Here is an 11,925-nt window from a genome sequence, read left to right as displayed (position 1 = left end):
TGTGGTGAAGGGCATCGGCATTTTCGAAGGGCGAAGCACATGCTTCTCATCGCAGGCCTCGGCAATCCGGGCGCCAAATATCAGGGCAACCGCCACAATATCGGCTTCATGGCCGTGGATGCGATCCACCGCCGCCACAACTTTTCGCCGTGGTCGAAGAAATTCAAGGCGGAGATTGCCGAAGGCGAATTCGGCGGCCAGAAGGTGCTGCTCATCAAGCCGCAGACCTTCATGAACCTCTCGGGGGAATCCGTCGGCGAAGCCATGCGCTTCTATAAGCTGCAGCCGTCCGACCTCGTCGTCATCTACGATGAACTCGATCTGCCCGCCGGCAAGGCGCGGCTGAAGACCGGCGGCGGCCATGGCGGCCATAACGGCATCAAGTCGATCGACGCTCATTGCGGCAAGGACTATCGCCGCCTGCGCCTCGGCATCGGCCATCCCGGTGCCAAGGAGCTGGTGCACAACCACGTTCTCGGCGATTTCGCAAAAGTGGACAGGGACTGGCTGGATCCCTTGTTCGATACGCTTGCCGACAATGCCGACATGCTGGTGCGCGGCGAAGATTCGCAACTGATGAACAAGATCGCGCTTGCCCTGGGCGGCAAGGCGGAGGACGACGCGCCCAAGCCGGAGAAGAAGGCGCCAGCCAACAAATCCCATATTCATCAGGCGCGCAATCACATCAAGCCGAAGATCCCGGAAACGGGTCCCATGGCGGAGATGCTGAAGCGGATGTTCGGCAAGAAGGACGATTGAGATGTCGGAGATAGCGCCGGAAAGCGGAGCAGATATCGTCGTCCGGTCGGTCGCGATGGCGGACCTGCCGACCCTGCTTGCACTTTATCGGCACCTGAACGCGGAAGATCCGATACTGGAGCTAGGGCTGGCGGAGAGCCGCCTTACGGAAGTCCTTGCCCATCCCGGCATGACGATCTTGGCCGCCTTTGACGGCGACGAGGCCGTCTCCTCCGTGACGCTGGTCATCATTCCCAATCTCACGCGGGGCGGCGCGCCTTATGCCTTGATCGAGAATGTGGTAACCCACGCCGACCACCGTCGGCGCGGCCTTGCCGGCACGGTCATCCGCAGGGCGTTCGCAAGCGCCTGGGAGAGGAACTGCTACAAGGTCATGCTGCTAACGGGCTCGAAAAATCCGGCAACGCTGCGTTTCTATGCCAATTGCGGCTTCAAGCAGGACAAGACCGGCTTCCATATCCGCCGGCCTGCCTAGCAAATATTACCGTGCCTATTCCTCAGGCTCTGTCGTGAACATCAGCGGGAATCCAGCGCTTTTGGCAAGATCGATCGCCTCTTGCGCCTTCGTCTCGGCAATATCGCGCGCACAGACCATGACCACGCAAGTGCCGAGCTTATGCGCGGTCATCATGACGCGATAGCCGGTCTCCTCGCTCATGCGGAAGACGGCCTTCAGCACCATGATGACGAATTCCCGCGGCGTATAATCGTCGTTCACGAGAATGATCTTGTAGAGCTTCGGTCGCTCGACCTTCGGCTTGGTCTTAGTCTTCGGTTTCAGGACAACATCATTGTCACTCATCGGCATCACCGTTGACGACAGGGAAAAGAGTTTTGGGCTGGCATCTTGATTATAGTGCCGCGCACCACATCCTTCAAGAAGGGCATGGGAGGGGAACAACGAGCCGATATCCCCGCCAAACCTCTTCTGCCAGCAGAAAAGTGGCTCTTTACTTGCCCGAGACTTGACCCGCAACGGCCCTTCCCCCATAGGCACTGCAAAGATTTTCAAGATATGGGCAAGGTGCCATGGGTTTCAAATGCGGTATCGTCGGGCTGCCGAATGTCGGCAAGTCCACTCTGTTCAACGCACTGACCAAGACGGCAGCGGCGCAGGCGGCGAATTATCCGTTCTGCACGATCGAGCCGAACACGGGTGAAGTCGCGGTTCCCGATCCGCGCATGCGCAAGCTTGCCGACATCGCCAAGTCGAAGGAACTGATCCCGACGCGCATCTCTTTCGTCGATATTGCCGGCCTCGTGCGCGGCGCATCGAAGGGCGAAGGCCTCGGCAACCAGTTCCTCGCCAATATCCGCGAAGTCGATGCCATCGTGCATGTGCTGCGCTGCTTCGAAGACAGCGACATCACTCATGTCGAAGGCCGCATCAATCCGGTCGCCGATGCCGAGACGATCGAGACCGAGCTGATGCTCGCCGACCTCGAGAGCCTTGAGCGCCGCACCGAGCAGACGCGCAAGCGCGCTACCGGCAAAGACAAGGAATCCATGGCGATGCTGCCGATCATGGATGCGTCGCTCGCATTGCTTCAGGAAGGCAAGCCGGTGCGCACGCTGCTCTCGAAGCTGGATGCCGAGGAAACCCGCATCCTCAAGGGCCTGAACCTTCTGACCTCGCACCCCGTGCTCTACGTCTGCAACGTCGCCGAGGGCGATGCCGCGACCGGCAACGAGCATACGGCAGCAGTCGCTGCCATGGCCAAGGAGCAGAATTCGGAAGTCGTCATCATCTCCGCCGCCATCGAAGCGGAAGTGGCGCAGCTGCCCGACGAAGAGGCGAAGGAATTCCTCTCCGCGCTCGGCCTCGACGAAGCTGGCCTCGACCGCCTGATCCGCGCCGGCTACAAGCTCCTACACCTCATCACCTACTTCACCGTAGGCCCGAAGGAAACACGCGCCTGGACCATCGAAACGGGCACGAAGGCACCGCAGGCCGCCGGCGTTATCCATTCGGATTTCGAACGCGGCTTCATCCGTGCCAACACGATCGCCTATGACGATTACATCGCCTACAACGGTGAAACAGGCGCCAAGGAAGCCGGCAAGGCACGCGACGAAGGCAAGGAATACGTCGTTCAGGACGGCGACGTCATCCACTTCCGCTTCAATACCTGATCGCCTTTATCTTGCCGGCGCCTATCTCAACGCCGGCAATCTCATCTGCAGGCCGGCAGGCAGGCGCCGCACGATGAGGCGGCGCAGATCGGCCCAGCCGATGCCGATCACGAGCACGACCAGCCCTACAATCATCAGCACCAGGAAGCCGACCTTATCGAGACCGGCGTTGTTGTGCCGGAGGATGGCTGCCGTCGCCAAGCCCAGCGATACGAGGCCGGCAGTCACGAAAGCGCGGCGATCGATGATGAGCCCGATCAGCATCATCACCAGCACCGCCACGAGGACCGTCACCGCCTGCAGATACCCCCCAAAGAGGGCATCGGTGAGATTGGTGAAGACGATGCCGCTGCTGGCGAGCTCGAGGCGCAAAGCCAAAAGGATCGTCGAGTAAAGCAGGGCTGGCGCCGTTGCGAGATGCAGCCAGAAGGCCACGTCGGACCGGCGCGTCACTCTCTGCGGATCGCTGAGATCATAGCGCATTGCCAATATAAAGCTGCCAAGAGCGGTCACCAGCAAGATCATCATCGTCTGGATGGGATAATCCGCCGGCACATTCGAAGAGCCAGTTACCGTGCCGACGGCATAGAAGACCGCGGCGAGAAACAGGCCGAACAACGAAAACAGGAATAAGGCCAGCGACAGCGGCACGCGGTAGCGCCAGTAAAACAACGCCAGCGACAGCGGGAATGGCGCTACCAGGACGATTGCGCCGATCGTGAAATTATTGCTCAGCGTCGGTGTGGAAGTCACATAGCTCACCACCATGTAGAAAACCCAGACGACGAGCGCGACGGTCAAGAACACGGCCGGAAGCGCCAGCCGCTGTCGGCGCACCAGGATCTCGGCGAGGACGACGATGGCCAGCATGGGCGCATAACGGTTCGCCAGCCCCCATAGCCCGACAAGCAGAACGACGAGACCGATGGTGATGAGCACATCGTGAAAGCCTCGCACGAAACGCGGCGCCTCGGTGTCTTCCAGGGGGTTGGGATCATCTGGAAAACGCGGTGCCGAGAGACCCTGTCCAGTCGGCACCGCGCCAATGTTCTTGTCCGCCAGATAGGGCAGCAATCGTTCGGCCTGACTGGAGGAAATGATCCCCGCGCCTGCGGCCTGTTCCAGTGCGACTTTGAGTTCGCTCATTCTAGCTCTCATACCATCTTGCCACGACCCAAGCCTCAACATATCGCCGGCATACAATCAAGGGCTGTCGGCGGCCAATGGACAGTCATCGTCGCCCCCCTCTGTTATATCGGCCGTGAAAATGCTTGCGCCACCACAGCCGGCCATGCGATTGCCGATAAACGAGACGTGGAGGACGACAGAAGACATGACGAAATTCGTCTACGAAGACTTCCAGCCGGGACGAGAATTTCCGCTCGGCCCAAAACATGTAACGACGGCGGAGATCATCGAATTCGCCAAGGAGTTCGATCCGCAACCGATGCATCTGGACGAGGAAGCCGGCCGTGCCAGCATTCTCGGCGGCCTTGCCGCTTCCGGCTGGCACACCTCGTCCATGTTCATGCGCATGATGTGCGACTCCTATCTCCTTGCCACCGACGCACAAGGCGCGCCGGGCATCGATTTCATGGAATGGAAGAAGCCGGTTCTGGCTGGCGATACCCTGTCGGGCCGATCGATCGTCGTCGAGGCTCGTCCCATGCGCTCCCGTCCGGGTATCGGTATCGTCACGTTCCGCCATGAGGTCGAAAACCAGCGTGGCGATCTCGTCTGCCTCGGCCAGAATGCAGTGATGATCCGCATACGTGCTGACGCGGAGGTATCGGCATGAAGATGAGCGAACTCTATGCTGTCGGTGAACGTATCGAAATCGGCAGCCATACCTTCACGCCTGAGGGCATCGTCCATTTTGCCTCACGCTTCGACCCGCAAATCTTCCATATGGATGCGGAGGCGGCCAAGCACTCCTTGTTCGGCGGCCTCTGTGCCTCAGGATGGCATAGCTGCTCCATGTGGATGCGCAGCTTCGTGGATTACTGGAAGTCCGAAACGGCAAGGCTGATCGCCGAAGGCAAGACGCCGCCCACTCTCGGCCCCTCGCCCGGCTTCACGAAGCTGCAATGGCTGCGGCCGGTCTTTGCCGGCGATACCATCAGCTATGGCGTGACAATCCTCGGCAGCCGCGCCTTGGCCTCGCGCCCCGGCTGGACGCTCTACACCCTTGCTTGTGACGGAATAAACCAGGACGGCTTGCCGGCCCTGCGCTTCGAAAGCACGGTGCTTGCCTTAGAATAGCAAGCCGCGGGGCCGTTCATGACGGCCCTCGCCAATCTTCGGAATGCGGTCAGTGACCGGAAAATTCCACCAGCGTATGCACGGGCACGTCAAGCTCTTCCAGCTTCCTGCGCCCGCCAAGGTCAGGCAGATCGATGACGAAGCAGGCTGCAACCACTTCGGCGCCGATCTGGCGCAGAAGCTTCGTCGCGCCGACGGCGGTGCCGCCCGTCGCGATCAGGTCGTCGACGAGGATGACCCTCTCACCCGGATTGACCGCATCACGGTGCATCTCCATTTCGTCGACACCATATTCCAGGCTGTAGGCGATGCGGACGATGTCGTGCGGCAGCTTGCCCTTCTTGCGGATCGGCACGAAGCCGGACGACAGCTGATGCGCCACCGCGCCGCCAAGAATGAAGCCGCGCGCTTCCATGCCGGCGACCTTGTCGATCTTGGTGCCGGCGTAGGGATGCACCAGCGCATCGACGGCACGGCGGAATGCCCTGGCGTCGCCAAGCATCGTCGTGATGTCGCGGAAGATGATACCGGGCTTGGGGTAATCCGGAATGGAGCGGATGCTGGCGGCAAGCTCCGAAGCAATAGTGTTCATCAAATATAGTCTCTCAGGCTGTGATAGGGCCGGCTGCACCCTATCAATACCAGGGCGCTATACCAACAAAAAAGGCGGCCTCGCAGGGCCGCCTTTTCTTGATCATTGTCGCGATGCTCAGTGAGCGCCAGCCTTGGCATAAACGGAACGCTTGGTGAGATAGATCAAGATTGAGAAGATCAGCAGGAATACCATGACCATGAAGCCAAGGTGCTTGCGATCTTCCAGGTGCGGTTCTGAAGTCCACATCAGGAATGCGGAGACATCTCTCGCATACTGATCGACCGTCTGCGGCGCGCCGTCGTCGTAAGTCACCTGACCGTCCGAAAGCGGCTTCGGCATCGCAAAGGTCGCAGCCGCATCGAAATACGGATTGTAGTGCGAGTTCTGCGGTACGGTGAAGCCGGCCGGCGGCTCTTCATAGCCTGTTAGCAGCGAGTAGATGTAGTCCGGGCCACCTTCCTGATATTGCGTGAAGATGTCGAAGATGAACTGCGGGAAGCCGCGCTCGATTTCGCGCGCCTTGGCAAGCAGCGACATGTCAGGCGGCACGGCCCCGTTATTCGAAGCGGCGGCAGCCTCGTCATTCGGGAACGGCGAATTGAAATGGTCAGACGGAAGCGCCTTACGGGTGAACATTTCACCCTGAGGGTTCGGGCCGTCCTGCACTTCGTAATTGGCAGCGAAGGCCTTCACCTGTGCTTCCGTATAGCCGAGGTCTTCCAGCGTGCGGTAAGCCACGAGCTTCATCGAATGGCAGGCGGAACAGACTTCCGTATAGACCTTGAGGCCACGCTGCAACTGCGCCTTGTCATAATAGCCGAATGGGCCGGAGAAGGTCCAATGCTGCTCGCGCGGCTCCTTCAGCGGATAGTGCGGCGTTTCGGCTTCTGCGGCGGGCTTCGTTTCCGCAGCGATTACGGCGGCAGTCGAGAAGCCGCCGATGAGCGTCAGGGATAGAAGGCCGACAATAATCTTCTTCATCGTTTTCTTCCTCTATCGCCGGTTATGCTTGAACCGGAGCGGCAACTTTACCGCCCTGTTTCTCAAGAACCGCTTCCGTAATCGAATTTGGAATGCGCCTCGGAGTCTCGACAATGCCGAGCACCGGCATGATGACGAGGAAGAAGAGGAAGTAGAACAGCGTCGCGAACTGCGCAGCCGTGGTGTAGATGCCTTCCGCGGGCTGCGAGCCCAGCCAGCCGAGCAGGATGGCATCGGCGATGAACAGCCAGAAGAACAGCTTGTACCACGGGCGATAGACGGCCGAGCGGATCTTCGACGTATCGAGCCAGGGCAGGAAGAACAGCACGATGATTGCGCCGAACATCGTCAGAACGCCGCCGAGCTTGGAGTCGATCGGGCCGATGTTGAAGGTGATCGAGCGCAGCATCGCGTAGAATGGCAGGAAGTACCATTCCGGAACGATGTGGGCCGGCGTCTTCAGCGGGTTGGCCGGAATGTAGTTATCGGCATGGCCGAGGAAGTTCGGCAAATAGAAGACGAAGTAGGCGAAAACCAGCAGGAAGACGGAAACGCCAAGCGCATCCTTCAGCGTCGCATAGGGCGTGAAGGCAACGGTGTCGGTCTTCAGCTTGACTTCGACGCCGGTCGGGTTCGTCTGGCCGGTCACATGCAGCGCCCAGATGTGTAGGATGACGACACCCGCGATCATGAACGGCAGCAGATAATGCAGCGAGAAGAAGCGGTTGAGCGTCGGATCGTCAACGGCGAAGCCGCCGAGCAGGAAGGTCTGGATCCAGTCGCCGACCCATGGGAAGGCCGAGAAGAAGCCGGTGATGACGGTCGCACCCCAGAAGGACATCTGACCCCAGGGCAGAACGTAGCCCATGAAGGCGGTTGCCATCATCAAGAGGTAGATGATCACGCCGAGAATCCAGAGGATTTCGCGTGGCGCCTTGTAGGAGCCGTAGTAGAGGCCGCGGGCAATGTGCAGGTAGACGGCCACGAAGAAGAAAGATGCGCCGTTGGCGTGCATATAGCGCAGCAGCCAGCCATGATTGACGTCGCGGACGATCTTTTCGACCGAGTTGAACGCAATCGCAGTATTGGCCGCATAATGCATCGCCAGCACGACACCGGTCAGGATCTGCAGGACCAGCATGACCGCCAGCATGGCGCCGAACGTATAGGCATAGTTCAGGTTGCGCGGAACCGGATATGCGATGAAACTATCATAGACCATACGTGGCAGCGGAAGCCGCGCGTCGACCCATTTTTCGAGCCCCGTAGATGGCTCGTAAGACGAATGACCACTCATGATTCAGCTCCCCCTCAACCGACCTTGATCTTCTTTTCCGACGTGAACGCATATTGCGGTATGAAGAGGTTCTGCGGCGCAGGCCCATGGCGGATGCGGCCGGCGGTATCGTAGACCGAGCCATGGCAGGGACAGAACCACCCGCCATATTCACCTGCCTGGCCGAGCGGAATGCAACCCAGATGGGTGCAAACGCCGATCATGACGAGCCAGTTTTCCTTGCCCTCGCCGGCCGAACGGGCAACGTCGGTTGCCTGTGCGTCAGCCGGAAGATTGGCGTTGCGCGCGATCGGATCCTTCAGGTCCGACAGCTGCGCGCCCTTGGCATCGTCGATTTCCTTTTGCGTGCGGTTACGGATGAAGACGGGTTTGCCGCGCCATTTCACCGTCAGCGACATGCCAGGCTCGAGGCTCGACACGTCGACTTCGATGGAAGCAAGAGCAAGGGTCGATGCATCCGGGCGCATCTGATCGATAAACGGCCATGCGACCGAAACCGCACCAACGGCGCCGGCCATGCCTGTTGTCAAATAAAGGAAATCGCGGCGCGTAGGCTCGCCTGTGGATTCACTTGTCGTACTATGCTCGCTCAACGCTGCACATCCTCTTCCCGCAAACCACGGCAAAACCGTGGTACCCCTCACTAACGGCGAATCATCGCGACCATAATTCCGCCATAGATTCCTCCGTAACCCGCTGCGTTCTAAGCTTGATCGCAAATTATGTCCAGTCTTGGCAAGGGGTCAGGGCACAATGTCGCGGCAAAACTGCGCTATTGCGTCGCAAGGCTGGAGCCTGAACATTCTCAGAGCCGATGCGAAAAGTTAAACCCATGAAAAATCTGGGGATTTCTGTAGTATTTTCTTATATTGCAAGGCAAAATAGACAATGATTTCAATGCTGCATTGCGGAAGGCAACGTACTATCGGCACTTTCACCACTTCGTGGGACCTACGCTTTACTACTTAAATCCCAATGGATTTCCCCTCCGATTTATGGAGGATTGCACTCGTTGTCTTGCGCATACGAAGCAGCGAAAATGAAGTACGAGAACTTCTCATGAGACACACGATTTATTGCATCCTATGCGTTCTCGCCACACTGGCGGTCGGCATCCTAGCCGCGCGTTACGTCACCGATTCCTGGCTGCTTGCCTTTTTCGAAAGTCTGCAGACCCATGTAAGCCTGTTCGCGATCCTGCTTGCCTTGATCGCATTCGCCTTCAAGCGCCACTGGTATGCGCTCTTTCTGACTGCCGCCGGAATCATCCTGCTGGTTCACTCCGTCCTCATGCTGCAGGAATACGCTGCGTCTTCGCTCGTCGCTTCGGCTGAGGCGAGCGGCGAGCATTTCAGGTTGCTCTCCTTCAACATCGAGGACAGCAATTTCGAAAACGGCCCTCGCATCGCCGATCTCATCATCGCCTCGAAAGCCGACGTCGTCGAAATCTTCGAGGCAGGACCGATCTTTTCCGAGATGGACCGCATCTTGAAAGTCTATCCCAACCGCATCGGCTGCGGCGTGATGACCACCGATTGCGACTCCCTGCTGTTGTCGAAGAGACCGTTCCAGACCCAACTCATGCGCAGCCTCGGCAGCCTCTGGGACAATCGCTTCATTCTTGCCACCATCGACATGGACGGCCAGCCCGTGAACTTCGCCTCCGTTCATCTGAGCAAGCCTTATTTCGATGCATTCCACCAAATCGAGCTTGGCCTGCTCGCTCCGGCCCTCAATGACGTGAAAGGGCCGTTGATTCTCGCAGGAGATTTCAACGCTTCGGTCATCACGCCCGACATGCGCGATTTCCTGGCGGCAACCGGCTTTCGCCATGCCTTTCCCGAGCCCGCCACATGGCCGATTGCTGCTGGAGCCTATGGGATCACCATCGATCACGTCTTCGCCCGCGCGCCGCTTCGGCTGATATCCGTGAAACAGATCCGCGACGCCATGGGCTCGAACCATTTCGGCCTCATGACGGAGTTCAGCGTGCCTCGGCAGCAATGATCCGGCGGGTTTCAGGGTGGCTCAATCGGCATCCGCCGCAATGAAACCGCCGGACTGGCGTGCCCAGAGCTCTGAATAGAGGCCGCTGCGCGCGATCAGCTCGTCATGCGTCCCCTCCTCGATGATCTCGCCCTTATCGATGACAACAAGCCGGTCGAGCTTGGCGATGGTCGACAGCCGGTGCGCGATCGCAAGCACGGTCTTGCCCTTCATCAGCCCATCGAGATTGGACTGCAGCACGGCCTCGACTTCCGAATCCAGCGCCGACGTAGCCTCGTCGAGCACGAGAATGGGCGCGTTCTTCAGCATGACGCGCGCGATCGCAATGCGCTGGCGTTGGCCGCCTGAAAGCTTGACTCCGCGTTCGCCGACATGGGCGGCATAGGCGGTGCGCCCCTTCTGATCCTCGAGAGCGGTGATGAAGCGATCTGCCTCCGCCCGCCGGGCCGCCTCCACCATCTGCTCGTCGCTGGCGTCGGGCCGACCGAAGAGGATATTATCGCGGATGGAGCGATTGAGGAGAGCGGTGTCCTGTGTCACCATGCCAATCGCGCTAGGCAGCGACTCCTGCCTGATGGCGGCGATATCCTGTCCGTCGATCAGGATGCGGCCGCCCTCCAGATCGTAGAAGCGCAGCAACAGGTTGACGAGCGTCGTCTTGCCTGCTCCGGAGCGGCCGACGATGCCGACCTTTTCTCCCGCGCGTATGTCGAGAGAGAAATTGCCGATGATGCCGCCGCCGCGCCCATAGTGAAACGTTACATTGTCGAAACGAATTTCAGGTCCGGTGACGACCAGATCCTTGGCATCAGGCCGATCGACCAGACCGATAGGCTCGGAGATCATTTCGGCCGAATTCTGGATGGTGCCGAGATTGCGCATGATGGCATTGAACTGCGACATCATCCGGCCGAAGAGCATGTTCAGGCGCAACACCATGCTGAGCGTGAAGGCGACGCCTCCAGTCGAGATTTCACCCGCCAGCCAGAGATGAACCGCGAGCGCACCGATCGTGGTGATCATGACGCCTGACAGCAGCGCCAGCGACGAGCGCACGCCGGTCAACAATCGTGTGAACGGCATGACAGCCGCCTGGAAGCGGTCGAAACCATTGCGGATGTACTGGTCGTTCTGCTCCTCGCGCCCGAAGAGCTTCAGCGTCTGAATATTGGCGTAGGCATCGACCATGCGACCATTCAGCATCGAGGAGGCCTCGGCTGCATTGCGCGCATGCCGACGGATGCGCGGCACGAAATATCGCGCAAGCAGAGAGAAGACGCCGATCCAGACCGCGATTACCAGCGCCAGCCGCCAATCCAGCCCGCCGACCAGCGCGATGGTGGAGACCGCATAGATGATGATGAACCAGACGACCTGCAGCAGCGAGACGACGAGATCGCCCGTCGCCTGCCCCGCCGACCAGACCTTGGTGACGACACGGCCGGAGAAATCGTTCTGGAAGAATTCGACGGATTGCCTCGCCACATGCCGATAGGCCTGCCAGCGCACGAGATTGAGAAACCCCGGCACGACCACCTGTTCCTCGACCAACGCGCCGAGGCTGACGACCACGAACCGCACTACGAGTACGACGAAAACCATGCCGACCAGCGCCGCGCCATGGCCGGCAAGCAGCCCTGACCATCCCTCGCCCGGTTTCACCTTGTCAAGGATGTCGACGAGATGCCCGACAAACCAGAACAACGCCGCCTCGAGCATGGCGACCGCGCCGCCGAGTACCGCCATCGCCAGGAAGGGTCCTTTGGCCTGACCGACATAGTACCAGATGAAGGCACCGAGCGACCGCGGCGGTCGAAGATCGCCGCTGCGATAGAAAGGATCAATCCAGGTCTCGAACAGACGGAACACGGAACGGATGAGCATGCCAGCG

At 59.5% G+C, this 11,925-nt stretch carries 13 protein-coding genes; 6 read left to right on the top strand and 7 right to left on the bottom strand.

The window, feature by feature from the left end:
* Nucleotides 1-39 precede the first annotated feature (39 nt).
* A complete protein-coding gene (gene pth, locus PH562_RS02085) occupies nucleotides 40-759 on the top strand; it encodes an aminoacyl-tRNA hydrolase (protein ID WP_285171223.1) in 720 nt (239 codons plus the stop codon).
* 1 nt (nucleotide 760) lies between these two features.
* Entirely contained in the window at nucleotides 761-1,234 is a 474-nt protein-coding gene (locus tag PH562_RS02080) for a GNAT family N-acetyltransferase (RefSeq protein ID WP_285171222.1), read from the top strand.
* A gap of 15 nt (nucleotides 1,235-1,249) precedes the next feature.
* Here PH562_RS02080 and clpS read toward each other — a convergent pair whose 3' ends face one another.
* A complete protein-coding gene (gene clpS / locus PH562_RS02075; RefSeq protein WP_285171221.1) occupies nucleotides 1,250-1,561 on the bottom strand; it encodes an ATP-dependent Clp protease adapter ClpS in 312 nt (103 codons plus the stop codon).
* 227 nt (nucleotides 1,562-1,788) lie between these two features.
* Between clpS and ychF the strand changes: the two genes are divergently transcribed.
* On the top strand, nucleotides 1,789-2,892 hold the full coding sequence (gene ychF / locus PH562_RS02070) for a redox-regulated ATPase YchF (protein WP_285171220.1): 1,104 nt from the start codon (nucleotides 1,789-1,791) through the stop codon (nucleotides 2,890-2,892).
* A gap of 21 nt (nucleotides 2,893-2,913) precedes the next feature.
* Here the strand turns inward: ychF and PH562_RS02065 are convergent, their stop codons facing one another.
* A complete protein-coding gene (locus PH562_RS02065; protein WP_285171219.1) occupies nucleotides 2,914-4,038 on the bottom strand; it encodes a hypothetical protein in 1,125 nt (374 codons plus the stop codon).
* Between the two features lie 187 nt (nucleotides 4,039-4,225).
* Here PH562_RS02065 and PH562_RS02060 point away from each other — a divergent pair, with 187 nt between their 5' ends.
* Together PH562_RS02060 and PH562_RS02055 are read left to right on the top strand one after the other, a co-directional pair.
* Nucleotides 4,226-4,690, top strand: a complete 465-nt coding sequence (locus PH562_RS02060; RefSeq protein ID WP_285171218.1) for a MaoC family dehydratase — start codon at nucleotides 4,226-4,228, stop codon at nucleotides 4,688-4,690.
* On the top strand, nucleotides 4,687-5,154 hold the full coding sequence (locus PH562_RS02055) for a MaoC family dehydratase (protein WP_285171217.1): 468 nt from the start codon (nucleotides 4,687-4,689) through the stop codon (nucleotides 5,152-5,154). The genes PH562_RS02060 and PH562_RS02055 overlap by 4 nt, the downstream gene beginning before the upstream one ends.
* A 49-nt stretch (nucleotides 5,155-5,203) precedes the next feature.
* On the opposite strand, the gene PH562_RS02050 is transcribed toward PH562_RS02055, so the two are convergent.
* From PH562_RS02050 to petA, 4 genes are all read right to left on the bottom strand, one after another.
* On the bottom strand, nucleotides 5,204-5,746 hold the full coding sequence (locus PH562_RS02050) for an adenine phosphoribosyltransferase (protein ID WP_285171216.1): 543 nt from the start codon (nucleotides 5,744-5,746) through the stop codon (nucleotides 5,204-5,206).
* Between the two features lie 117 nt (nucleotides 5,747-5,863).
* Nucleotides 5,864-6,730 carry a cytochrome c1 gene (locus tag PH562_RS02045; RefSeq protein WP_285171215.1) on the bottom strand — a complete coding sequence of 289 codons (867 nt, stop codon included), beginning with the start codon at nucleotides 6,728-6,730 and terminating at the stop codon, nucleotides 5,864-5,866.
* Between the two features lie 22 nt (nucleotides 6,731-6,752).
* Nucleotides 6,753-8,027: a cytochrome b gene (locus tag PH562_RS02040; protein ID WP_285171214.1), complete on the bottom strand. Its 1,275-nt coding sequence runs from the start codon at nucleotides 8,025-8,027 to the stop codon at nucleotides 6,753-6,755.
* A 14-nt stretch (nucleotides 8,028-8,041) separates the two neighbouring features.
* On the bottom strand, nucleotides 8,042-8,620 hold the full coding sequence (gene petA / locus PH562_RS02035) for a ubiquinol-cytochrome c reductase iron-sulfur subunit (RefSeq protein ID WP_113230279.1): 579 nt from the start codon (nucleotides 8,618-8,620) through the stop codon (nucleotides 8,042-8,044).
* A 466-nt stretch (nucleotides 8,621-9,086) separates the two neighbouring features.
* Here petA and PH562_RS02030 point away from each other — a divergent pair, with 466 nt between their 5' ends.
* The gene (locus PH562_RS02030) at nucleotides 9,087-10,034 is read left to right on the top strand and encodes an endonuclease/exonuclease/phosphatase family protein (RefSeq protein WP_285171213.1); all 948 of its coding nucleotides are present in this window, start codon (nucleotides 9,087-9,089) and stop codon (nucleotides 10,032-10,034) included.
* A 21-nt stretch (nucleotides 10,035-10,055) separates the two neighbouring features.
* Here the strand turns inward: PH562_RS02030 and PH562_RS02025 are convergent, their stop codons facing one another.
* Nucleotides 10,056-11,918: an ABC transporter ATP-binding protein gene (locus tag PH562_RS02025; RefSeq protein WP_285171212.1), complete on the bottom strand. Its 1,863-nt coding sequence runs from the start codon at nucleotides 11,916-11,918 to the stop codon at nucleotides 10,056-10,058.
* Nucleotides 11,919-11,925 lie beyond the last annotated feature (7 nt).

It is taken from the genome of Rhizobium centroccidentale (assembly GCF_030182565.1).
Lineage (GTDB): Bacteria > Pseudomonadota > Alphaproteobacteria > Rhizobiales > Rhizobiaceae > Rhizobium.
Note: the sequence above shows the minus strand (reverse complement) of the source record. Positions and strands in the feature narration are given on the sequence as shown.

Excerpts from the sequence above, each read along its gene's own strand:
- pth (WP_285171223.1), top strand. The coding sequence starts at position 40 with ATGCTTCTCATCGCAGGCCTCGGCAATCCGGGCGCCAAATATCAGGGC.
- PH562_RS02080 (WP_285171222.1), top strand. The coding sequence starts at position 761 with ATGTCGGAGATAGCGCCGGAAAGCGGAGCAGATATCGTCGTCCGGTCG.
- clpS (WP_285171221.1), bottom strand. The coding sequence starts at position 1,561 with ATGAGTGACAATGATGTTGTCCTGAAACCGAAGACTAAGACCAAGCCG.
- ychF (WP_285171220.1), top strand. The coding sequence starts at position 1,789 with ATGGGTTTCAAATGCGGTATCGTCGGGCTGCCGAATGTCGGCAAGTCC.
- PH562_RS02065 (WP_285171219.1), bottom strand. The coding sequence starts at position 4,038 with ATGAGCGAACTCAAAGTCGCACTGGAACAGGCCGCAGGCGCGGGGATC.
- PH562_RS02060 (WP_285171218.1), top strand. The coding sequence starts at position 4,226 with ATGACGAAATTCGTCTACGAAGACTTCCAGCCGGGACGAGAATTTCCG.
- PH562_RS02055 (WP_285171217.1), top strand. The coding sequence starts at position 4,687 with ATGAAGATGAGCGAACTCTATGCTGTCGGTGAACGTATCGAAATCGGC.
- PH562_RS02050 (WP_285171216.1), bottom strand. The coding sequence starts at position 5,746 with ATGAACACTATTGCTTCGGAGCTTGCCGCCAGCATCCGCTCCATTCCG.
- PH562_RS02045 (WP_285171215.1), bottom strand. The coding sequence starts at position 6,730 with ATGAAGAAGATTATTGTCGGCCTTCTATCCCTGACGCTCATCGGCGGC.
- PH562_RS02040 (WP_285171214.1), bottom strand. The coding sequence starts at position 8,027 with ATGAGTGGTCATTCGTCTTACGAGCCATCTACGGGGCTCGAAAAATGG.
- PH562_RS02030 (WP_285171213.1), top strand. The coding sequence starts at position 9,087 with ATGAGACACACGATTTATTGCATCCTATGCGTTCTCGCCACACTGGCG.
- PH562_RS02025 (WP_285171212.1), bottom strand. The coding sequence starts at position 11,918 with ATGCTCATCCGTTCCGTGTTCCGTCTGTTCGAGACCTGGATTGATCCT.